The sequence below is a fragment of the Pedobacter sp. Hv1 genome (assembly GCF_001412215.1).
Classification (GTDB): domain Bacteria; phylum Bacteroidota; class Bacteroidia; order Sphingobacteriales; family Sphingobacteriaceae; genus Pedobacter.
In genome coordinates this window covers 32289-56171 of sequence record NZ_LLWP01000014.1, presented here as the reverse complement: position 1 = coordinate 56171, position 23883 = coordinate 32289, and the positions used below count along the sequence as shown (strand labels likewise).

Genomic DNA, 23883 nt, shown 5'->3' with positions numbered 1-23883 from the left:
CCCCATTTGATTGTTGTTATTATTTAACCCACCAAGTGGCTTGGTTGATCTGATCATTATTGGCTCCAAACTGGCTAGATATGGCCTTGTTCACGTTCGCCGCATTGTTATTGTATTCTGCCTGAGGGTAGATCCATCTAAAAGGAATATTTACACCTGCTGGCCTGCGAAACGAAGGGTAACCTGTACGTAAGTTAGTGAAAAAGGCCGACCATCCATTTTGGAAATAGGTTTGTAGGTATTTCTGTGTGGTGATCAATTCTATCTTTTGCTCATTACTTATCGCTTGGTCAAAATTATTAAGGGGTTTGCCCAAATAATTGCTGGCTGCCGTTTCATTAACGTAGCTAGCAAGGCTGGCCACATTGTTTTCGTAGAATTTGAAATTCGATTTTACACCGCTCTCATATAAGCTTTTAGCATCAGCAGTAATCCATCCTTTCACCGCAGCTTCGGCTAAGATCAATTGTTGTTCTGCATAACCGATCAATACTCTTGGCTCATTTACCGGATCGGCATAATAACGTTCGTGTACTTTAGATACTCTTCCAGCAACGGCTTTAACATTGGTTTCTGCATAAGGTGCTGCCGGATCTCCACCTTCATAAGATGAAAAATCAGAAATTGGCTTACCTGCTTCCTTACCTAACCTGGTTTGTGTGCAGAAAAGGAAAAGACGAGGGTCTTCACGTTCTTTCAAACGCTCTACAAAAGTCATGTCCATGTACATACCCGAACCAAAACTACTCGAGTTGAATTCTGGGTATCGGTTGTTCTGTTGGTTAAGGAATACCAATCTGGCACTTTCGTCTTTTGCAAATAAAGGCTCAGATGCATAGATGCCAGCAAATTGGTTTACAATATCCAGATCAGTTTCGCTCGTCTTTTTAGATAGGGTAAGCAATACCTTTAAACGCAATGCATTTACGGCCTTGCGCCAGTTTTGTACCGAACCACCAAAAATAATATCACCCACAATAATGGTATTTTGACCTTTCAGAATGGTATTGGCTTCATTCAATTCTGTCAATATTCCTTTAAAAACTGCTTTTTGCGTGTCGTAAACTGGTGTAAATATCGGATTTGCACTTTCTCCTTTTAAAGCCTCGCTGTAAGGGATATCTCCGAAAGTAAGGGTAAGGTTATAAAAATAATAGGCCCTAAAAAATTTAGCGAGTGCGTTATAAGCCTTTAGGTTAAGCTTAGTCGCTTCTTGATCCATTTTGGTTACAATACGCAGGTTATTGAAAGGATCAAAACTTGCCCTGTTCCATTTGTAATACTGCTCTAAATTTTCGCCATCACTTTGTACCAACATTTTATTGGCATATAAAGGGCCAGTTCCACCAAACTCTTGGAAAGCTGTCCACTCAATTTTGGTGAGCAACAATTGTGGGTGCGTTTCTTGTGGCCTATTGGGATCTTTATTCAATTCTTCGAGGTCTTTTTTACAAGAAATGGTAAATAGACAGACCACCATTAAGCATACATTTAATATCTTTTTCATGTCTTTTTTGTGTAAACGATTAAAACTTAAGGTTAATTGAGCAGCCCAAATATCTCGACGAAGGATCCTGTAGATCAGAATCGGTACCGAAATCTGGATCTAGATATGGCATTTTTTTCCACATGGCCAAGTTGTAACCATAAAGGCTAACATCTAATGCTTTTACTTTTCCCATTTTAACGAGTTTGGTCAAATCATATCCTACAGAAACCCTACGTAACTTTACAAAAGAGCGGTCGAAGGTATTGGCGAACTTTTTATTTTCTGCTTCGGTTACTCTAGCTCGGTAAGGATACTGTTGGCTCCAAGTTTGCCAGCTCACGGCCTTAGTATTTTGGGCATAAGTACGTGTATCTGTCACTACATTTCCGTTAATGTCTCTGGTAAGGCTACCACCAGTAACCACAACACCTGTTGGTACGTAAACAGGTTTACCAGCTGCATATTCAGCATCGCGGTATTCTGTTGAAGCTGGATGTTTTCCACCCCACCACATTTTCTCTATGGTGGTCGAGTTCATGATACCACCCCAAGCACCATCAATATCTACATTGATGACAAAATCTTTGATCTTGAACTTGTTCTGGAAACCAAATCTCCAGGTAGGATCAAGATTTCCAACTTTTCGTTGAAATGGATCTCTGATCGGAAGGCCACTGTTGGCATCGAGGATCAATTCTCCTTTAGCATTTTTCTCCCAAACGGTGCTGTAATAGCTGTCTGCTCTATCGCCCACTACCAGGTTGCCAAATTTGGCATTGCCATTGTATATTTCTTTTAGTTTACGGATAGATGATGACCAGTTTAGGTTCAGGTCCCAGCTAAAATTGCGACCTACAACTGGTTTGATACCCAACACTACCTCATAACCATTGGTTTGGTATTTATTACCATTCACCTTACGGGTGGTAAAACCAGAGGCCTGAGAAACGTTCAGGTCAATGATCTGGTTTTCATCAATGATATTGTAATAGGTCAGGTCTAAACTTAACCTATTCTTGAAAAAGGCAGAAGAAAAGCCCAACTCATAAGAAGTAGATTTTTCAGGATTGATCAATGGATTAACCAAGCCACTGCCATAACCTACAGATGGCGTACTGCCATAGGTTACATCTTTTGTATATACGGATTGGATACTGTAAGGTGCCAAATCGTTAGATACCTGCGCCCATGAGGCATTCAACTTCATAAAATCAACCACCTTTGGCATTTTGATATATTGCGATAGAATGGTGCTGATGGAAGCCGAAGGATAGAAATAAGAGTTTGAAGATGAAGGCAGTGTAGACGACCAGTCGTTACGAGCCGTTACATTCAAATATACAGCGTTGAACAAATCGATGTTAGCTGATCCGTACACACTCTGAATCTCTTTCTTTTCGAGATAGTTAGTAGCTTGAACAGGCCCTTGGGTATTATTTAAACTATATACAAAAGGTACAATGATACCATCTGTACTCTGATATTGCTGTCTGTAAGTTCTAGCAAATTTAGAGGCCCCAGCGTTAATGGTTAACCCAACTTTGCTGCTCAACTCCTTGGTATAAGTAGCCAGAAAATCGGCATCGAAATTGGTCTGGTTAGAGTTCCAGTCTTTATAGTCGCCATTTCTAGAATCGCCATAGTTTAAGTATGTTTTTGGACTTTGCATGTCTTCAAACAAACTGGTATTTCTTAGGTTTGCCCTTGCTTGTAAAGTCAGCCCAGGAGCTGCCGTCCATGCCAAACGCATTAAACCATCAATGGTATTTTTATTGTGTAATTGGTTAAACTCATAAGCTGCAAAATAAGGGTTGTTATACCATGCGTAATTATAGTTGGCCTGTCTGTAACCTTCAGCACCCGGCACATACATGTGTTCTTTCAGTTCTTTTCCATTCACATCATCGCCCATCCAGATCAAGATGGTGTACATGTGGTTTTTAGGACCGTAGCCATAACGTGGGAAATTTGGAGAATAAACCTTGTTGTAAGAAAGACTTGCTTCTGCTACCAAATTCTTAGTCAGGTTATAGTTTCCGCTAAAATTAAGGCCGCCAGTAGATAAGGAAGTATTTGGCACCTGCCCTTTTTGATTGGCATACTTTCCTGAGAAATAAAGCTGTGCTTTTTCACTTTTATAGGCCATAGACATGTGGTTATCTGTTACAATTCCAGTACCTAAGAAATCGTTCAGGTTATCATGGCGTACCCAATCAGTTGGTACCCTTTCGTACCTCGACTTATCGTTATAGATGGTTCCACTTACATCTCCCCACCACGGAATAACTGCTCCTGTTTGTTTGTCTCTAATCGGGCTGTTCCATTGTCTTACTTTGATACCAGTTCCAAATTTTGGACCCCAGATCATATCTCCATCAGAGATACCACCATCAGCACCATCCCAGAACTCATATTTTCCTTCAGATCCATTACCATACTCGGTTTGTGTTTTAGGGAAAACTGTAAAACCAGCGGTAACCATAGTATTTGCTCCCACATTTACTTCTAGGCCATCTACCTTAGCTCTTTTGGTGGTAATGATAATTGCACCATTCTTTCCTCTAGAACCATAAAGTGCCGAAGCGGTTACCCCTTTTAATACGTTGATGTTCTCAATATCGGTAGAAGACACATCATAAAGATTACTTTCAACCGGAATACCATCGATTACCAATAAAGGTGTTTTTCCTCTAAGGGTAATCTGTGGACTTTGAAATATACCAGTAGGATTGTTCACACTCAAACCTGCAACCTGACCACTCAATGCATTTCCAATGTTCATGGTTTTTGACTTATCCAACACTTCTGTGTTTACTTCCTGTGTGGCATAACCCAATTTTCTTTTTTGTTGTTTGATCCCGATAGCGGTAACTACTACTTCGCTCAATATTGATTCTTGTATCTCTAAGGTTACCTCTATTTGGGTCTTTGAGCCCACGGTAATTTCTTGCGATCGATAGCCAACCAAAGAAAACACCAAAATATCGGTAGGTTGAACTTTAAGGGTAAACTTTCCATCGCCGTTTGAAGACACGCCTTTTTTGGTGCCTTTAACTAAGATACTGACCCCAGGAAGCGCTTGCCCCCCTGCATCTTTGATCGTACCTCCGATAGACAGCTCTTCACCAGCTTTTAAAACTGGGGTCTGCCCCTGTGTAAGCGCAAATGCGTTTACAGTGCCCATAAATGGGATAAACAGCAGCATGAGGCCACTGAGTGCTTTTCTGAACTTCATAATGATTTTGTTTTCGGTAACTTTCTTGCAATTTTACCCCACCGAAATGAACTTAAAACAAAGCCCAGATTAACTAATCCCCAGAAAAGACTGTTCAAAGATTATCAAATTGTTAAAACCATTAACGTTTAGCAAAAAAAGCCATAGCAGGCAAAATAATGGATTGACCTATTTTTCTAGTGAAAGACTTATTGCCTATATTTATATTTGAAAGCCGACTGTTTATTTCATAAGCAGCAATGAATAATTTGGCTTTTTTTGAATGCTTAACGATCGTCAATCTCCCCTAAAAAACAATGAAAAACCCCAATAATAAAGATCAATCGATAGAGTTTACCAATGAACTGCATTTACAAGAATTGTATCATGGCACTAAAGCTAACTTGAAATTGGGCGATTTAATTGAACCTGGTTTCAATTCAAACTACGGCAAACAGAAAAAGGCTGTTTTTGTTTATCTAAGTGCCACTTTAGATGCGGCTACTTGGGGTGCTGAACTTGCCTTGGGCGAAGGAAGAGGCACAATTTATAAAGTAGAACCTACTGGCCCAATTGAAGACGATCCTAATTTAACGGACAAAAAATTCCCTGGCAATCCAACAAAATCATACCGGAGCCTTTATCCACTTCGGGTAATTGGAGAAATTACAGATTGGCAAGGCCATGCTCCAGATCAGCTCAAAGCAATGAAAGACCACATTGAGCAGTTGAAACAATTGGGTGTGGAGGCTATTGAGGATTAAAAATATTTAAGGCTTTTGCTGTAAAATATCTAGCTTAATTCTTTGATACATACTTTGCTCGTCTAATGCCTGTTCCAATTCTGTTAAAACACACAGGATATTGGCACTGGCACTTTCAATCCATTTTTTATTTTCTGCTTTGATGCTCGTTAATATTGGTGCAATTTGTTCCAATGTTCTTTTCCCTGTAGTGGTTAAAGAAATCATTCTTTTTCTGCCATCCTTTTTATCACCAACAGATTTGATCAGGTTCTTTTGGCTCAACTCCTGAACAAACTGCACAATAGCCGGATGGCTCAATTGTAAAGACTCGGCAATTGCGGTAATGGACATTACTTTCTCCTTTTGCAGCAGGGATAAGATCAAAAACCATTTGGCCTCAAAATCAACATCCGATTCCTTATATATTTTACTAACATCGGTAGAAAGGCGCTCGCTTAATCTTTTTAAGCGAGTTGCCAATGCCAATTCTCCCAATTCGTGTATCAAATCCATAGGTCTAAGTTAGAAAAATTAGGTTAAAATTAGCCCGCTCTCCTTTTCTCTTCATCGGCAGCGCCCGCTCTTCTCGAACTTGAAACCTGCGATTTTCCAAAACGGTAACTGAAACTTAGCGTTCCAACCCTCGTGTCTCTGCTCTGATAAAATTGCTCGCTGTAACCTGTCAGCTTGGTGTATGCATCAGTTTTGGTTTTATAAAATACATCACTTACGCTTAATTTTATAGACGCCTTTTTATCCATTAACTGTTGTTGCACACCTAGCGCTAAACCCCAGTTGCCCTTCACATCCAAAAACCCGTAATAAGACCTACTCTGGTAATTAAAAATGGCTTCGGCACTTGTACTTCCACTAATTTTAATATTATTGCTCGAGTTAAAATTATAGCTTACCCTGCTTACATTCAGGTCTGTGTTCACCAAATTTCCTTTATAAAGTCCATAAAAAGCCAAGGCATTATTGGTACTATTTAACCATTTACCCACCTTTATCGGAAAACTAAAGCTCACACTATAATAATCAAACTTGGCCAAGTTTCTATTGGTCTGGATCACTGAGTTAGGTTCTACATTGTCTGGCGAGAGTACGCTCAGAATATTATCTGTAGTTCTGCTGTAACCGATCTTGGTCATGTATTTTTGTTTGTAGGTATGGGTCAGCTCAAACGAATTGGTCAGCTCTGGCTTAAGGTAAGGGTTACCGGTAGAATAGGTTAAAGGATCTAAGAAGTTCTTAAACGGATTCAATTGGCGGTAAGATGGTCTATTGATTCTTCTACTTAATGAAAGGCCCAAATCGTTATTGTCTGTAAATTTATACCCCACATAACCGCTTGGGAAAAGCTGTGTATAATTCCGATCAAATGTGCTATTATCTGTCAATTGGATGCCATTGGCATTTGTATTTTCTAACCTTAAGCCTAATTGCAGACTTAGTTTTTTCCAAGACTTGGCCGCATTTGCATAAACTGCATTGATGTTTTCATCATAAATAAAATGATTGCTCTTGCCTGTTTCCAGTACCGACGAGCCATTGCTCAGATCGAAAAATTTGATATCGTTATCTGTTTTAACCCAACTACTTTTTACCCCCAGCTCCAACTTGGCTTTGAGCGCTTTGAGCGGTTGCTGATAATCGATTTTAAATGATTTGATGGCTAAGTTACCCCCCAGATCGCCTTTAAGTAAATAGGGTGCTTTGGCCACACTGCCATTCGGATTTAAATAACTGGTGGTATAGTTTTGGATCTCGTTTGAAGCAAAGCTGGCATAATCGAAATCGGCCGAAATTTCTTTGCCCGTTGTATCTAATACCTGCTTATAATTAATGTTGATGCTGTTGTTATTTCTAATTGGTGCATTGGCCGCTACCGTATTAAACGAACCTGTATTTTGCGCTGAACTATTGTAAGATTTCGCTCTACTATCTGAGTTGATATCGCCCCTGCTGTAAATGCCATTGGCTGCAAAACCAAGTACAATATTTTTATTGAGGTAAAAATCACTTCCTACCCTCACATTATGGTTATTAAATATAAACTTGAAATAATTATTGTAATTGTTGCTGCCTGTTAACTGATCGGTAGCCGAATAAAAATTCCTAAAAATATCGAGTTGGTTAAAGTTTTGGTTGTACCCATAATTATAAGAACCAAAAACATTCATCACCTTTGTGCGGTGGTTGAAATTTAAAGATGGATTTACCTTGGCATATTTCCCTTGTCCAAAACTCAAGGTAGCATTGGCATTTGTACCACTGTTATTTCCTTTTTTTAACCTGATATCGATGATCCCTGCATTTCCAGCAGCATCGTATTTAGCAGATGGATTGGTTACCAAGTCGATTTTTTCGATCTGGTTGGCCGACATACTTTTTAACATGTTGGCTAAATCTTGTCCAGACATGGGTACAAACTTGCCATCAATCATGACCAGCACACCTTGTTTGCCACGCATGGCGATATTGTCATTTTGATCAAGCGTAATACCAGGCGCCTTTGCCAATACTTCTAGGGCATTGCTGCCCACAGCAGAAATGGAACCTGCCACATTGAGCACCGTTTTATCAAACTGTTGTTGAATAAATGGCTTTGTGGTGCTTACCACAATCTCTTTTAAGTTAGTGGTTAGCCCTTGCAGCTGGATGGTGCCCAGATCAAGATCTTTGCTTAAAGTAATTGCAGCAGATTCATATTTTGCAAATTCTAGGCTTTGGGTCATCAATAGGTAATTGCCCTGCGGTATTTTTTCAAAAGCAAAACTGCCATCTGCATTTGCAATTTCTAGCTTAACCAATGCTTTGGTATCGGCTTTTAAAAGCTGAACACTTAGTCCTTCTATCTTTGCTTTTTGCGCACTTGCAAATACGCCTTTGATGTTAAATTGCTGCCTTTCTTGTGCTGATACTAAATTTACGTAAGTACTTACATAAATAAACAGCACAAAATAAATAGATACTACTTGTTTGGTCTTCATAAAAAATCAGGTTTAAAGTTTGTTTGGTATAGGCATTAGACACCATATCTTACCAAATGTTGCAATACCTTCTATAAATTTATACAAAAACAAAGGGTATTTACTGTTAAAAAATGTTAAATAGGTAAGTACTTACGTATTTATACTTAAAATACCAATAAAAAAGGCAGCACTTTGCAGCGCTGCCCTGACAAAGGGGAACCTATTATCTTTTACTTTGCTGTACTAAATAAGCGTTCCAAGGTTTGTTGCAGTTCTTCTCCCCTCAAATTCCTTCCTATAATTAAGCCCTGCGGATCAATCAATACATTAGCCGGAATTGCCCTTACCCCATATAGTTTAGCGGGTGCACTGTTCCAAAATTTTAGATCCGAAACTTGTGTCCAATTCAATTGATCGGCTGCAATAGCTGCAAGCCAATCGGCCTTGCTTTTGTCTAAGGATACCCCTAAAATATCAAAACCTTTGGCATGGTATTTCTGATAGGCAGCCACCACATTTGGGTTCTCCTTTCTGCATGGACCACACCAAGCTGCCCAGAAATCAATTAATAAATATTTGCCTCGAAATTGCGACAGACTGACCGATTGACCATGTTGGTTTAAGGCTGTAAACACTGGTGCAGGTTTACCAATAGCAACTGTGCTCAACACACCGATCAATTCTTTCAGCACCCCTACATAGGGTGTTTGCTGTAATGAAGGAGCTAAGTAACTGATATTTTCTTCAATTTGTGCGGCACTCAAGCGATAAGAAAAATCTCTGTACAACACATAAGCCGACACAATGGAATTGGGATTTTGCTGAATAAAAGTTTTGATATCAACATTTCTTTCTTTTTTATAGGCAATAAACAAATCGTTACTTTTTGATCCACTGATCACCGATCCAGTATAGTATTTAGTGGTATCTAAATCGGCATTGATTTTACCAGCTTCCAGAAATACATAAAGTGGATTTTTGTCTTTGTTTAAAGTTAATCCGTACAACTCTGGCAAGATCAATTTTTGGTTAAATTGAAATTGACCATCTTTAACCGTTGCCGAATCGATGGTAAAGAACATTTTGTTGTTAAATTTTTGTAAGTAGACCTTACCATTTTGTAGCCCTTTTACAGTACCTGTAATGGTAATCTCTTCTTTTTGTTGGGCTAAGGCCATGCTGCTACCGAGCAGCAACAAAGCCATTACGTTGCTTAACTTTTTCATCAGATTATAAATTAGGGTTGGTATTAATTTCGTTTATTGGAATACTGAACAAGTAAAATGGACTGTTGGGTACCAAAGGCGTATTGTTCGAAAACTGGAAAATATAGTGCCCTTTAATGGTTACATTGGCCGATCCTGATACAAATGTGTCTGTAGTTTCGGTTCTTATTGGTTTTCGTTGCAAACGCAAAATATCTAACAAACGGAAACCTTCGCCCCATAGCTCTCTTCTTCTCTCGTTTAAAATTTCTTCGATCAGCTCTGCTTGATTAAAGGTACCACCAACAATGGCTGGCAGGTTTCGTTTAACCCTTAGTTCGTTTAAAGCATTAATGGCACCTGGCAAATCGCCCAATCTGGCTTTGCTTTCTGCTTCTATCAATGTCATTTCTGATGAACGCATTAAAACGATATTGCCAGAGCGGTCTGTCTTGTCTACAAACTTTTTGTATTTATACCATCGGTACATCGGATCTGATGGTGTAGTTACCAGTTCAAACAAGTTTTTCCTCACATCCTGATCTGCAAATAGTTTCCTGAAATTCGGATCTGGCATGATACTTCTGTAACCTGTAGTTGGCGTTACATCAATGTAGGCGAAAAAGGATGCACCTCCCAAATTTTGGTCTGCCCGCTGTGGATGGCCCCAAATCCACTCTACATTACTCACATCATTAAATCCTTGGCCATATTGTCCGGGTTCCATAATGGCATAACCAGTTCTGGCCTCTTTTGCTTTGGTAGCGGCCAAGTCCCATTTTTCCATGGTAAGGTAGGTTCTTGCCAATAAGCCTTTCACCACATTGAGGTCTAACCTATTTTTAACGGTTCTTTTGTAACCTACCAATAAGGTTTCGGCTTGTGTTAAATCATTAATTACCTGATTATAAACAGCCGCTACACTTGCCCTGGCCTTAGGTTGCGAGGCCGGACTGGTAGGTTCGGTATAAATAGGAACGGCTTTGGCAGTTTGATCTTTAATGTAAGTAAACTGGTATTGGCGCACTAAATTGAGGTAAACAAATGCCCGAAGTGCCAAGGCCTGCCCTTTTAAATATCTTTTATCTGTATCCGAACCACTAGCCTGATCTACGTTGGCTATAATGCCATTACAGTTATCAATCACTTTGTACTGGAAGCTCCAAAAAAACAATGCCCTTCTAGTAGTATTATCATAAGGATCGCGATAAGGGTACGAGTCTCTAAAACCATAAACACCATCTCGAGCTATGGCATCTTCGCCCATTACCTCTTGGGTTAAAAGAATGGCCGGATAACCCGGATTATCTTGAGAAGTGCTCGATTCCATCAAGTAACGTAAGGTACCATTGGTTAAGGCATCGATATTTGCTGTCGAAGCATAGGCTTCTTTTCCGGTAAGGTCGCCAGCGGGTGCCGTTTCAAAAAATTGGTCGCTGCAGCTGGTCAACACTGCCACCACTGCCAGCAATAGTATAGATTTGAATTTTTGTGTTTTCATGTGCTGTAGAAATTAAAATGAGGCGTTTAAACCAAATGAAATTGTTTTTTGTGCCGGGTAGCGATAAAAGGTAACCCCATCTACCGCTTGCTCCGGATCGAGTCCGCTTTGCCCAAATAGGGTCACTAGGTTTTCGCCTGTTACAGAAAGTCTGATATTTTTGAAACCGATTGATGACGCTACCTGACTTGGTAAGCTATAACCCAGTGTTAAGTTTTTCAAACGTGCGTAAGAGGCATCGTATAAAAATCTGGTCGAAATGCTGTTCCAATTGGTGGCCTGTGTACTCAAACGTGGCACATCTGTATCGGTATGTTGGGGTGTCCAACGGTTTAGGATCTCGTCAGACCAGGTTCTACCCGGATTATCTCCATTGTGAGAGATCATTACCTTATCTAAGTCTAATATTTTACCTCCTATCGAATACGAAATCAAGAATGAGAGCTCAATACCTTTGTATTTTAGCCTGCTGCTAATCCCTCCATAAAGGTCTGGCAAGGCCGATCCTTGAAAATATTGATCGGCATCGGCAAATACACTCGTAGTCGTTCTTCCGGTAATGGTTTTTACACCAGCACCATCTGTGGTAAATGTATTTTTGTACCAAAGTGGTTTTCCATTAGCTGCATCTACCCCTGCCCATTCTCTGATAAAGAAATCGTATACTGAACCACCCACCACTAATTTTTTGGTAGAGCCCAACTGACCAACGTTTCCAGAAATGATCTCTTTTTGTGGTAAAGCCGTAATTTGATTACTGAAATGGCCAAAGTTGATTCCTAAGTCCCAGGTTAAATCTGTAGTTCTTACAGGCACCACATTGATCTGGCCTTCAAAACCATTGTTTCTTAAAGAGCCAATGTTATCATCAATTGCCGTAAAACCTAAGGAAGGAGAAAGTGGTCTGCTGAATAACAAATCTTTAGATTTTCGCTGATAAACCTCAAAAGTTCCTGTTAAACGGTTATTGAACAGGCCAAAATCTACACCTGCATTAAAATTAAGGTTAGTTTCCCATTTAAGGCCCGGTGTAGGTAACCTCGAAGTTACCAATCCGGCTTCGCCTAAGCTGTTATAAATGGAATACAGATCCTGATAAGCATAATAACTACCTAAGTTGTCATTACCCTGTGCACCATAACTGGCACGTAAGCTCAAGTTGTTTAACCATTTTGTTCCTTTCAGGAAGTTTTCTGAAGTAATGTTCCAAGACGTACCGAGCGACCAGAAGTTGCCCCAACGAGAACTTGGACTAAACCTTGATGAACCATCTCTACGGAAACTAGCCGTGATGTAATACTTTTGGGCAAAGTTGTATTCAGCCTTGCCTAAAAAACTACTCAGTTTATATTCATCAGAATCGCCAGTAAAACTATTCAACAAGGATGCTGCAGCAGGTTCGTCTTTCCCTTGAAAGCCAAAATTACTTCTAGAGCCTGAAAGATTAGAGCTGTTCAACAAATAGAGTTCTTGTCCGGCCAATAAGTTAAAGTGGTGCTGATCTGAGATGTCAAAAGTATAATCCAGTAAATTGTTGATGGTGGTTCCGAGCGTACGTGAACTGCTCTTGCTTACCGAACCTTTTCCGGCCAATCCTGAACCAAAACCGGGATTGGTATAGGAATGGTTAAGGCGATTGACATAATCAGTATTGACACTGTTTTTCAATTTCAGGCCTTTCAGGATGTTAAACTGAAAATTCCCCCGAAAAATCAAGGCATCTTGTTTGTTATTGTATTTGTTAAGGGCTACCCCACCCAACAAGTTATTTCCTGTTGCGGCAGCACTGGGTCTGTAATTCCCGAAATCGTAAATTTTGTTGCCTTCTGCATCAAATTTGTAGCTTCCATCGGCATTTCTTTCGTAAACCGGGTAGATATTGGATACTAGCCTACCAAAATTGGCAAAATTACCTTGGTTGCTATCTGTTTGGGGTGGCGAATCTTGACTTGTACTTGTGGCAGCAATATTCAGCCCTGCTTCAAACCATTTGTTTACCTTGGTGTTGTAATTGACACGGGCATTGTATCTCGAAAATCCAGAACCTACAATAAATCCTTTGTCATTTAAATAGCCACCAGCAACATAATACTTCGAATTTTCGCTACCCCCACTAATGCCCAGTTCGAGCTGGTTACGGATACCATTTCTGGATAAAGATTTGGTCCAATCGTCGTTCCAAAGCGAATTTGCACCTGCCAATAACTTTCCATCTAAGCCAACTGGCTGAGGGTAAGCTGAACCAAAAGGGTTGATTTTTAAGGCACCTACCAATTCTGTGCTGGCATATTGTGCGGCTTGGGCAGCGGTTTTACCCTGATCTAATTGGTTATTCCTCAAGGCTTCCCAATACAATTCGAAATAATCTTTGTTGTTGAGGTAACTGTAATCTTTAAATGCTCGGGTAGAAATACCAGTTGAGGCATTGATGTTTACGGTAGCTTTGCTATTGAACTGCCCTTGTTTGGTGGTAATGATAATGACCCCATTGGCTCCTCTAGAACCATAAAGTGCACTGGCTGAAGCATCTTTCAGCACCGAAATGGACTGAATTTCGCTATTGCTAATGGAGTTGATATTGCCCGAAAACGGAATACCATCTACCACATATAAAGGTGCGCTCGATGCATTAACCGAGCCAATGCCCCTGAGGCGAATAGCAGCCTCACTACCTGGCTGACCAGCTGGTGCCACAGACTGCAAGCCCGGAACAAGCCCCTGTAAAGAGCGTGAAACATTAGAAACCTGTCTGTTTTCTAAATCTTTGGCACTCACTACCGATGCAGAACCTGTGTAAGTTGCTTTATTGGCTGTACCATAGGCTACCACCACAATTTCATTCAAACGGTTTTCTTCGGCTATCAGTTCTACATTTTGTACATCGTTGGTTATCGGCAGCTCCTGTGTAACAAAGCCTACGAATGAAAACACCAATGTATTTTCTGATCCTTCGATACCGATTACATATTTACCATCGGTATCGGTTGATACTGCTTTTTTTGATCCTTTTACTTTAACCACCACCCCGGGTAAAGGCTTACGGTCTGATTGTAGGGTAACTACCCCGGTTATTTTTCTTTGTTGTGCCAGCGCAATGCTGCCCCATAGTGTAAAGAGGATAAAGATCGTGAACGTCCTCTTCCACTGAAACGTTTGTAATTGTATTTCCATAAATTTTTCTAATCAAACTGAGTTGCTTTGCTTAAAAGCAGACATTGAAGGGCAAAACAAGCGTGTAGCCCGCAACAGGTGCAGGTTATATATCACTACTTATCTTTCTCTTTTATCAAGAGTAGGAATTAGCACCTTTTTACTTCCGGTTAGTATCAGGTTGCTAAGACGTTATCGGGCCTCTCCCTCGGTCTTTCTTTATAAGTAAGCTATTTAAGAACTCAGTGGCGCAAAGATACGAATAGACTACTAAAACTATAGATTAAATATACAAATGATATTAACGTGACAAATTAATGTTGACCTCCTTATCAAAACGAAGGAACAACTTCAATAACAAACCACTCAACAACAACTATTTACAGCTTTAAAACCATTTTAGAAGGATTTAAAACATCTCAATCCGAATCATCAGAAAACTTTTCAAACCCTATTGACTTACTCCTATTTCCTTTTATAGGCGAGTGGCTAACCTAGTTTTTTTGCAAATATGAGCTAGGCCTGTTAACTTAGATGGACTAAATTAAATGAGATGGACGCGAAGAATAGACCATTACAAGATGGTGATACCTGTAAAGTAGTAGCTGGAACACACAAAGGGAAATCTGGTTGGGTACGTGATAGCAACATCAGTAAAACAGGCCACCTTACCATTACGGTTGAACAAGAAAGTGGCATCAAGTTTAAAACATTGGGCAAAAATGTAGAAGTGATTGCCAGTTCAAAATAAATACCCACTCTACTCTGTCTCTTTAATCACCTTGTAAACATGAATTTTACCAAATTAGTACCCAATATATTTTATGTAGACATTCAAGATGGTCTTACACTCTTTGTAGATTGTTTGGGATTTACAATCAGTTATAACGATCTCGAGGCAGAGCATCCCTGCTGCGTGGTAGATCAAGACAGCCTATCTGTTTTCTTGTTCCAAAACAAGGAATATGCGGATAAAGACAGGCCAGAAATCCGTTTGCATACCAACGATATCCAGGAGGCATTTAGCAAGATCTCCAAATCGCATCCCGAGTTTTTGCACCCTAACCTTAACCAAGTAACCCTTAGGCCATGGGGTGCTTTAGAATTTGCGTTAAGAGATCGCACCAATGTGTGTGTGATTATCCAACAATGGAATTCAAATCAAGCCTAACCACACAAAAAAACTTACCCAAATAGATGCCAATCATATCAATTAATTTGATTAACCATGAACACTAGCGATATCCATAACCAACGCATTGCCCAAATGACCTTTGCCTCTGTTTACCCTCATTATGTAAGCAAAGTAGAAAAGAAGGGCAGAACCAAAGCAGAGCTACACCAAGTGATTACCTGGTTAACGGGCTTTGACGAGGCCAAACTACAAGACCTCATTGCGCAAAAGGTCACTTTCGAAACCTTCTTTCAGCAGGCTACACTTCATCCTAATGCACAGCTCATTACCGGTCTTATTTGTGGTTACCGCATCGAAGACATTGAGAATCCTTTAACCCAACAAGTACGCTATTTGGATAAAGTAGTTGATGAATTGGCCAAGGGTAAAAAAATGGAAAAGATTTTGAGGGAGGCTTAAACTCCCTTAGCTTATTTAAATCATCCTATCAAAAATTTACTGGATCAAACGAGCAGTGGATAGCTAGCCAGCTAGATGGCTTTTCCCAATATCAATCTTAAAATATTGACAAGCACAGGATTATTATCGTCGCTGCGCCAATTGAGGTAAAGTTCGGTTTGAAAAGGAAGTGGAATAAATCTAACACCCGGCATTTCGTGGTATCGGTAAGAATCGGGCAATACCGCAATACCCAATCCTTTTTTAACCAAGGCGATAATGGTAGAGCCAAATTCTGAATGCAGGTACACATTGGGTATAATATCTAGTGTTTCGAACATCTGTTGGATGATATGGTTGTAACTGCTGCTCTCATCTTTTACAGGCAGAATAAACTTCTGGTCTATTAGTTTATCTTTTGACAGGTCTTCGAATGTTTGGAATGGGTGATTTTCGGGTACGACCAATGCTAAATTATCAATAGCGTATTTTTCTGACCTAATTTCTTTCATTTGATTTTCGTCTCTGGTAATGACCAGGTCGAGCTTGTAATTGCTTAAAAATTCCTTTTGGCTCTCGTACAGCACCTGCACCAATTCTAACTGCAGTTTAGGAAATGTACTCGTAATACGGGCTACAATATCGGGCATTAACGATCCCGAAATGGAATCTGGATGGGCAATTCTAATGGTTCCCTGCTCGCCTAAATGGATCTGTTTGGCAAATTGATGAATGTAATTGATTTCGCTTAATTCCCTGCCCCATTTCTCTTTTAAAAATGCTCCTGCAGGCGTCAATTTCACACTGCGTTTGGTACGGTTAAACAATTGCACACCCAAATCGCTTTCTAATGCTTGTATCTGCCTACTTAATGCAGATTGGGTAATGTTCATTTTCCCTGCAGTATTCCAAAAATGCAGCTCATCGGCAAGTGCCAAAAAATATTTAATCTGTTGCAAATCCATTAATGCAATATACGCATTAATTAATCATAAAATAGCATTTTTATGCATTGAATGAAATGATAAATTTGCGCAGAAATATTAAAAGAGCTTATACTACGCACAAATATGAATACCCTACAGATTACCAGTGTTTCGAAAAACGATATTCCTGAATTGCAAAAAATTAGTCGCCAAACATTTTTAGAAACCTTTGCCGATACCAATACCGAAGAAAACATGAAACAGTACCTAGCCGAAAGCTTTGCGCTAGCGCAATTGACTGAGGAGGTTGAAAATCCTGAATCCAAGTTTTTCTTTGCTGTATGGAACAATGAGGTTATTGGTTATCTAAAAATCAATACCGGACAGGCACAGACCGAGCTCAAAGGAAACGATTCGTTAGAAATTGAACGCATTTATGTACAACAGGCATTTTTGGGTAAAAAAGTTGGTCAATCTTTATTTGATCATGCAATAGGTATGGCTCAAGATGCAGGCTTCCATACCGTATGGTTGGGCGTATGGGAAAACAACCAACGGGCAATTCATTTTTATCAGAAGAATGGTTTTGTCACATTCGACAAACATGCTTTCTACTTGGGCGACGATGAACAGACCGATCTGATGATGAGAAAAACCTTGCAAAGCATTTAAACATGGACAAAAAATATAGTATTCTTTTATTATTGATATTAGGTACTGCTTTCTGGGGCATTTCCTTCTCTGTAACTAAAATGGCCATTAGTGGAGGTTCGTCTGCCAGTTTTTTATTTTACAGGTTTTTATGTGCTACCCTTGTTTTATCATTGGTATTTTCGAAGCATTTGAAACAGATCAACTGGAGTACAGCCAAGGTAGGGTTCGAGCTGGCCATTCCACTTGCGCTAGGCATTTATCTGCAAACCTTGGGCATCAAATACAGTAATGCTTCTCAATGTGCCTTTGTGGCAGGTTTAACTGTTATCATTATCCCTCTTTTAAAGATTGGTCTTTATCGATATTTGGCTCCGATTAAAATCTGGGTGGCGGCCACATTTGCTTTAATTGGGTTATTTATCATCTCCATTAAGGGAGATTTTTCGGTCAACATAGGCGATGTGTACACCATAGCAGGTGCTTTTGGTTTTGCATTTTACCTGATCAGAGTTGAAAAACATTCGCGAAATTTAAATATTGCGAGTACCATCGTACCCATGTTTGGGGCCTGTACGCTCCTCACTTTGATATGGGCACTGAGCGACAGTAGCACGGTATGGGTACCTAACAATGCTACATTTTGGTGGGGTGTTGGTTTCTGCTCCCTGTTTTCTACAGCTTATATGTATAGTGTTTCTAATATTGCTCAAAAATACCTTTCGGCCGAAAGGGTATCCATTATCTATCTCTTTGAGCCAGTTTTTGGTGCTATTGCGGCTTATTTTTTATTAAATGAGACCCTTTCATGGCGTTTATTGTTGGGTGGCGCCCTCATTTTGGTGGGCATGTTGATCTCGGAAGTTAAAATAAAAAAGGCAGCAATTTAGTGCAATCACAAAAAAGCAGTGTTGAACAACAGCACTGCTTTTTTATACTATCGTTCTCAGTTTTCTAGATAGTGTAAGGCAAATTCTACCCAATCTTTTACACTACTGTCTAGATAAACATCTGGTTGTACACCGATATAGTCAATGGGATAATCTGGCAAACGCATCGCCCTATAGGTAGGCATGAATACTTGATAACCAGGACAGCCAAAATCGTTTAAATAAGCATTGCCATAATCTAATGCGCCATAACTCGGTTTACCTAATAATTTTACCTTTTTGCTCTGTTTGGCAATAAATAAAAAGTACTCTGCCGAACTCCCAGTTCCTTTATCGGCAAGGATTACAACCTGACGAGGACTTTTCTTCGCCACTTTTACTTCTTCGATATAAACAGGTTCATTTGAACCACTAAAATTGATAAACTGACCCAGATTTGCTTTGAGCTGATTGATTTGTTTGTCTATTCCAGTTGTGGAGGCACTTTTATCCAATGTCTTTTTGTAAGCTTCCAAATTGTCGATATAAGTTTGTGTAGCTAAAAATTCTGCTGCTGTATGGCGGATCGTTTTACCAAAAATGTAGGGCAACAATTTCTGATAAGCATCTGTTGTACCTCCTGGATTACCGCGAACATCAATGATCAGATTCTCACTCTCTCCAATTGCCTTGCTATGCTGTGCAATGAGGGTATTAATTTCTTTCAAATGTTGGTATTCAAAACTTGGCAATTTGAGAATAGATGTTTGAGCAGATATTTTTTTGAAATAAAAACCAGTCAACTCCTTTAGTTTCTGTTCTCTTTGGCTTGCACTTACAGGCGACAATGGAATTTCTTTAAGCAGCGCCATACCTACCGCATCCAGAAACAAGATCCCCTCTTGATACATGCTGTACTGTCCACTTCTTTTCGATCTGTCAAGTAATGCATAATCAAATGATCCATTTTTAAACAATCTAAACTTAATGTCTCCTGCTTTCCAGCTGGTTGATTTGGCTTCGATAATAAAACCAACATATTCGTTCTCATTGATCTTTTTAACACCAATTTTATAACCTTCTGTTGTCCACACCCCTTCTAATGCATCTTTGGTAGTTTGAACTTGCTTTTGGAAATCGCAACTATCAAATTTAATGGTTTCTACAACACCACCGCTAGTTGAGGCAAAAGCAGAACCGTTAGCACCAACCCACAAATGAGGATCTTTAAAGAAATCGGTATATTTTTTAAGTACTTTTTCGCAGGCTAACCGATCTGCTTTTTGGGCTTCTTTGATCAAATTTTGTTGAAATTCTTCGTAGAGCGATCTTTCTTTGGTTTTTACGGAGAAACCCGGATATTCAGTTTCTACCTTTTGCATCAGTTTTTCCAATACTAGGGTGCAGTTACAGTCTGAGGATTGCGCATACCCGAAAAAAGTACACATTAAAAGGGCAAGGCTGATGAATAATCTCTTCATATCAAATCGTTATTTTTATTGAGCTGCAAACATAGCCCCATCCTTACTGCTAAAATTGTAAAAATGTAAACTGTTAAATAAATAACCAGAGATTATCGCTGTTGGTATCTACTTGTTTAAAAAAAGTAAAAGGATTGACATTGGTCAGCTGCTTAAAATCCTTGATCAAATGAGATTGATCATAAAAAAGACTTTCGTAAGATAGATCAGTAAGGCTTCTCATGGCTTTCTGTTTCGCAATCGCCTTTCTGAACCGATGGATTCTATAAAATTCGGAAGGCGATTTACCGATATTTTTGGTAAAGAGCCTGTTGAGGTATTGTCTCGAAAAATTGTAGTTCAGCGCAATTTCGCTAATCTTCAGCCCCGATTCGATATCCGTGATCATGCGTTCCATCAACCCCGGTTCTTTGACATTCAATTTCGAGAGCCAATAAGTTTCGAGCAACTCTTGTTGGAGGTTTCTATCGCTTTGGTCTAGTATCGCTTTCATGGTTGAGATAAAATCTGCAAAAGGATTAAAATCCAAACCATTTTCTTGTTTAAAAAGATCGTGGGCATTGGCTAAAAAATAATTGATGGCCAAAGGCTTAAAATAGATCGTAATCTCTTTAATACTTCCATCAATGATCACCTCTATAGGCGAAATGTACCTTGATACAAAGTTGGCCTTGATATTCTCTTGCTCGGAAGTTTTGATGATGATTTTGTTAGGTTGCAACGCTAACTCTATATTTTGGCTCACCGATACGATAAAGAAGTTATTCGGAAATGTCCAATAATGCAAACGTTCAGGATTCTCTTCGGGAGAAATAAAATAATAACCTTCTATGTATCTTTGCAAGACCTCATTTATCGGTCTATAAAATTCCATTTTCATCTTTCCACATTTACCTCTTTTTGCAACGTTGCAAATATAAGATTAGCAACCTACATCATAAAAAGATATCGAGGTGTTTTTAAAAACAACAGGGTTCAAAACTAATATTTTTGATCATTTTAAGGGATTGAAAGCCCTCACTAACTTTAATCTACAAGAGTTGTCTTGCTACCAGTTGAAGTCTTTTGGGCTGATGATTCGTGTAACGAAAAAGTTTCAACCTAAAGTTAAATTATATCTTTAGATTTAAGATACTGAGTTTTTAGGTTGATGTAAGATAAGGGACATACAACTGAATAACTGACATTTACCTCTAAAAAATAGCGCAAATGAAATTTAAACTATTGGATACGTATGAACACGATAAAATTCATAATGTATTAAGTTTTACCCTAAATTCATTTGGATTACAGTATACAGACTATCAACTTAAAGAATCCATCCAGTCGCATTTAGACACACCCTCTTTTGCAACCATAAAAGATATCTTATTCACCTATGGTATCCAAAGTACGGTAATGCGGAAAGGAAATCATGCGTATGAAGATTTTCAAACTCCATTTATCTGTTTAATCAAAAAGAACAATTGGTCTGAAAACAACTTTAGCATCGTAACCAAAGTAGAAAACGACATTGTGGAGTTTTTGGAGCCATATGAAAATCGAATTGTTGCGTTAAAGCTAGCCGAATTTGAAAAAATTGATGAAAAGTTTATCCTCTTAATGGACGATGAGGAAAAAAAGGATGAACAGGAATATAAGCTGAACAAGAAAAAAGAAATTCAAAACAGGCTTACCATTTTATCTCCATTTATAATCACACTGGCTATCATAATTTATAATTTGGTCTTCAGAAACGATTATGCTGAAGAAAATGTCATACAAAAAACGATTTATCTCTTCACTTTTTACTTTGGCTTATTAGTTGCAGCATTGCTAATAGGGCAAGAGGTTGATTCGCATAATCCTTTTTTTAAAAAGCTTTGTGGTGGCGAAAGCGAAAAAACGACAGATTGTGATGCGGTACTCTCTTCTAATGGAGCCAAATTTATTGGTGTAAGTTGGTCTATTTGGGGATTTTCTTATTTTTTCACACTGTTTGTTGCGCATTTGCTACTCTTTAATCAGCTCAGTACCATGCTGTGTGCAGTAGCATCACTTGCCGTATTTCCTTATATCTTTTACTCCATTTATTACCAGTTAAAAGTGGTAAAAAAATGGTGTAGGCTTTGTTTAGTCACTCAATTTACACTAGCTACTAATTTTTTGCTTGGGCTTTTGCTTTCCTACAATTTTGCAAATACGCTTGATTGGGAAGTTGTAGGCACCATTGTATTACTGGGTACATTAATTGTATTTCTGAGTAGCTACATGGTTAGCAATTTAAAAAAAGCAAAAAAGGGAAGTTTGGCCGAAAAGAAATGGAAAAAACTACGTTACGATGAACTGGTTTTTAAAACATTATTGCAACAACAACCTAGGTTAGCGGTTAACAATTTAGGAATTTTGGTTGGCAACCCCGATGCAGACATCGAAATCATCAAGGTTTGTAATCTCTATTGCGGGCCTTGTGCCCTAGCACATCAAGAGCTCACCAAACTAATGGACACCGAGAATCGCATCAAGTTGCGGATCATCTTTAATCCCAATGGGCAACCCAACGATAGAAATACACACCTTGTCTTTTATTTTCTGGGCATTGAGGAGCAATATGGCACAAAAGTATTTCACGAAGCGCTTGAAGAATGGTTTGGTTCGGCAACAAAAGACTATAAAGAATTAACCCTTAAATATCCCTTAGTAAGGGAGCTCACTAATTATTTGCCGAAGGCCCGAATGATGGGCGAATGGTGCAATCAAATGAACATCAATCGCACACCAACCTTTTTTGTGAATGGATATCCATTACCAGAAGAATATAGTTTTACCGATTTCAAGTACTTATTTTAAGAAACTACGTAGAGAAGGCACGAGTGGTTTCGCGAACTGCTCTTGCAACAGAAAGTTCCCTGTAAAAGGCTCTCTGATAATGTTCCGGAGTGATTGAACATTTTTATCATTAATACCTAACAAAATGAAAAAAATCAATCTAAAAAACTTACCTATGGATGAGGTATTGACCAAAAATGACCTCAAGAAAATTGTTGGAGGAGGTGGTAGCGGTGGTCAAGACTGGCTTTGTTACTGCCCTGGCCAAGGTACATGGGGTGTAACTACCTACGACCAAGGAGAAATCAATACGATGTGGGATAACATAGACGCAACTTGCTCTTGGGGTGGTGGTTGTTCAATGATGTAACAATCAACAGATTACAACAATCGGCAAATCAATTGATTTGCCGATCTATTCAAATCAATGAAGCGATCAAACACTAACAGTGTTGAACTCGTCCTTACTACAGAAAATTGCCAAAAAAGGCACTCTGATGATGTTCCAGAGTGATGAACATCATGACCTTTAAAACCTAAATAAAATGAAAAAAATCAATCTGAAAAACTTACCTATGGATGAGGTATTGGACAAAAGCGAACTAAAGAAAATTGTTGGCGGAAACGGTAGCGGCTGTCAAAACTGGTATTGTTACTGCCCAGGTCAAGGTTCATGGACTACGTATACCTGTTCTTTTGCAGAAGCAGATTATCTGCATGCTACCATGCAAGAGAATTGTCCATGGGGCGGTGGTTGTGGATTGATCTAATCGTTTTCAATTACAACAATTAAGAGATAAAAATCACCAACAATAGCTGAAACTACTTTTGCCAACGACAGAAAGTTGCTCCTAAAAGGCATGCTGATGATAGGCTATGGTGATGAAACATTTTGATCATTAAAACCTAAACAAAATGAAAAAAATCAATTTCAAAAACTTGTCTAGCGATGAGGTGTTGAGCAAAAATGAACTCAAGAAAATTATTGGTGGCAATGGTAGTGGCTGTCAGGTATGGGTTTGTTACTGCCCAGGCGTAGGCTTTTGGGACGCATTTACCTGCTCTTCAGTAGAAGTAGACGCCATGTATATTGTGCTAGAAGATAATTGCTCAAGTGGTGGTGGCTTCTGTACAACATATTAATTAGCAATCGATTAAAATGGTCGGCAAATCAATTGATTTGCCGATCTATTCTTTACAATTTAAATCAATAATGAGCTAGTTTGAACCACTCTGGCTGTAAAAAATCCTCTGATGATGTTCCAGAGTGAGTGAACATTTTGATCTTTAAAACC

The 23883-nt window shown here is 39.1% G+C and carries 20 protein-coding genes and 1 riboswitch; of the genes, 10 read left to right on the top strand and 10 right to left on the bottom strand.

Features of this window, described 5'->3' with window-relative positions; translation table 11 throughout:
* Positions 1-19: 19 nt before the first annotated feature.
* Together AQF98_RS21625 and AQF98_RS21620 are read right to left on the bottom strand one after the other, a co-directional pair.
* Positions 20-1507 carry a SusD/RagB family nutrient-binding outer membrane lipoprotein gene (locus tag AQF98_RS21625; RefSeq protein ID WP_055134057.1) on the bottom strand — a complete coding sequence of 496 codons (1488 nt, stop codon included), beginning with the start codon at positions 1505-1507 and terminating at the stop codon, positions 20-22.
* Between the two features lie 19 nt (positions 1508-1526).
* Positions 1527-4724, bottom strand: coding sequence for a SusC/RagA family TonB-linked outer membrane protein (locus tag AQF98_RS21620; RefSeq protein WP_200911943.1), 3198 nt, complete (start codon positions 4722-4724; stop codon positions 1527-1529).
* Between the two features lie 326 nt (positions 4725-5050).
* Between AQF98_RS21620 and arr the strand changes: the two genes are divergently transcribed.
* On the top strand, positions 5051-5467 hold the full coding sequence (gene arr, locus AQF98_RS21615; protein ID WP_369816953.1) for an NAD(+)--rifampin ADP-ribosyltransferase: 417 nt from the start codon (positions 5051-5053) through the stop codon (positions 5465-5467).
* A 6-nt stretch (positions 5468-5473) separates the two neighbouring features.
* On the opposite strand, the gene AQF98_RS21610 is transcribed toward arr, so the two are convergent.
* From AQF98_RS21610 to AQF98_RS21590, 5 genes are all read right to left on the bottom strand, one after another.
* The gene (locus AQF98_RS21610) at positions 5474-5962 is read right to left on the bottom strand and encodes a MarR family winged helix-turn-helix transcriptional regulator (RefSeq protein ID WP_055134055.1); all 489 of its coding nucleotides are present in this window, start codon (positions 5960-5962) and stop codon (positions 5474-5476) included.
* 29 nt (positions 5963-5991) lie between these two features.
* Entirely contained in the window at positions 5992-8442 is a 2451-nt protein-coding gene (locus AQF98_RS21605) for a TonB-dependent receptor domain-containing protein (protein ID WP_055134054.1), read from the bottom strand.
* A gap of 212 nt (positions 8443-8654) precedes the next feature.
* On the bottom strand, positions 8655-9650 hold the full coding sequence (locus tag AQF98_RS21600) for an AhpC/TSA family protein (protein ID WP_055134053.1): 996 nt from the start codon (positions 9648-9650) through the stop codon (positions 8655-8657).
* A 4-nt stretch (positions 9651-9654) separates the two neighbouring features.
* Positions 9655-11130: a RagB/SusD family nutrient uptake outer membrane protein gene (locus AQF98_RS21595; protein WP_055134052.1), complete on the bottom strand. Its 1476-nt coding sequence runs from the start codon at positions 11128-11130 to the stop codon at positions 9655-9657.
* Positions 11131-11142: 12 nt separating this feature from the next.
* The gene (locus AQF98_RS21590; protein ID WP_082435234.1) at positions 11143-14301 is read right to left on the bottom strand and encodes a TonB-dependent receptor; all 3159 of its coding nucleotides are present in this window, start codon (positions 14299-14301) and stop codon (positions 11143-11145) included.
* A gap of 96 nt (positions 14302-14397) precedes the next feature.
* Positions 14398-14508, bottom strand: a riboswitch (SAM riboswitch).
* A gap of 325 nt (positions 14509-14833) precedes the next feature.
* Between AQF98_RS21590 and AQF98_RS21585 the strand changes: the two genes are divergently transcribed.
* From AQF98_RS21585 to AQF98_RS21575, 3 genes are read left to right on the top strand one after another with little or no spacing between them, the layout of a single operon-like run.
* The gene (locus AQF98_RS21585) at positions 14834-15031 is read left to right on the top strand and encodes a KOW motif-containing protein (protein ID WP_055134051.1); all 198 of its coding nucleotides are present in this window, start codon (positions 14834-14836) and stop codon (positions 15029-15031) included.
* Positions 15032-15070: 39 nt separating this feature from the next.
* The gene (locus tag AQF98_RS21580; protein WP_055134050.1) at positions 15071-15451 is read left to right on the top strand and encodes a hypothetical protein; all 381 of its coding nucleotides are present in this window, start codon (positions 15071-15073) and stop codon (positions 15449-15451) included.
* A gap of 57 nt (positions 15452-15508) precedes the next feature.
* Positions 15509-15874, top strand: coding sequence for a DUF2200 domain-containing protein (locus AQF98_RS21575; RefSeq protein ID WP_055134049.1), 366 nt, complete (start codon positions 15509-15511; stop codon positions 15872-15874).
* Positions 15875-15945: 71 nt separating this feature from the next.
* Here the strand turns inward: AQF98_RS21575 and AQF98_RS21570 are convergent, their stop codons facing one another.
* On the bottom strand, positions 15946-16818 hold the full coding sequence (locus AQF98_RS21570; RefSeq protein ID WP_055134048.1) for a LysR family transcriptional regulator: 873 nt from the start codon (positions 16816-16818) through the stop codon (positions 15946-15948).
* A gap of 105 nt (positions 16819-16923) precedes the next feature.
* Here AQF98_RS21570 and AQF98_RS21565 point away from each other — a divergent pair, with 105 nt between their 5' ends.
* Both AQF98_RS21565 and AQF98_RS21560 read left to right on the top strand, forming a co-directional pair.
* Positions 16924-17451, top strand: a complete 528-nt coding sequence (locus AQF98_RS21565) for a GNAT family N-acetyltransferase (RefSeq protein WP_055134047.1) — start codon at positions 16924-16926, stop codon at positions 17449-17451.
* A 2-nt stretch (positions 17452-17453) separates the two neighbouring features.
* The gene (locus AQF98_RS21560; RefSeq protein WP_055134046.1) at positions 17454-18320 is read left to right on the top strand and encodes a DMT family transporter; all 867 of its coding nucleotides are present in this window, start codon (positions 17454-17456) and stop codon (positions 18318-18320) included.
* Between the two features lie 56 nt (positions 18321-18376).
* On the opposite strand, the gene AQF98_RS21555 is transcribed toward AQF98_RS21560, so the two are convergent.
* Complete coding sequence (locus AQF98_RS21555) at positions 18377-19780, bottom strand: S41 family peptidase (protein ID WP_082435232.1); 1404 nt, start codon at positions 19778-19780, stop codon at positions 18377-18379.
* Between the two features lie 73 nt (positions 19781-19853).
* Entirely contained in the window at positions 19854-20660 is an 807-nt protein-coding gene (locus AQF98_RS21550) for a helix-turn-helix domain-containing protein (protein ID WP_055134044.1), read from the bottom strand.
* Between the two features lie 329 nt (positions 20661-20989).
* Here AQF98_RS21550 and AQF98_RS21545 point away from each other — a divergent pair, with 329 nt between their 5' ends.
* The 4 genes from AQF98_RS21545 (at position 20990) to AQF98_RS21530 (ending at position 23731) form a co-directional block, all read left to right on the top strand.
* Entirely contained in the window at positions 20990-22609 is a 1620-nt protein-coding gene (locus AQF98_RS21545; RefSeq protein ID WP_055134043.1) for a vitamin K epoxide reductase family protein, read from the top strand.
* Between the two features lie 124 nt (positions 22610-22733).
* A complete protein-coding gene (locus AQF98_RS21540; protein ID WP_055134042.1) occupies positions 22734-22958 on the top strand; it encodes a hypothetical protein in 225 nt (74 codons plus the stop codon).
* A 175-nt stretch (positions 22959-23133) separates the two neighbouring features.
* A complete protein-coding gene (locus tag AQF98_RS21535) occupies positions 23134-23358 on the top strand; it encodes a TIGR04149 family rSAM-modified RiPP (RefSeq protein ID WP_055134041.1) in 225 nt (74 codons plus the stop codon).
* Positions 23359-23503: 145 nt separating this feature from the next.
* Positions 23504-23731, top strand: a complete 228-nt coding sequence (locus AQF98_RS21530) for a TIGR04149 family rSAM-modified RiPP (protein ID WP_055134040.1) — start codon at positions 23504-23506, stop codon at positions 23729-23731.
* Positions 23732-23883: the final 152 nt, after the last annotated feature.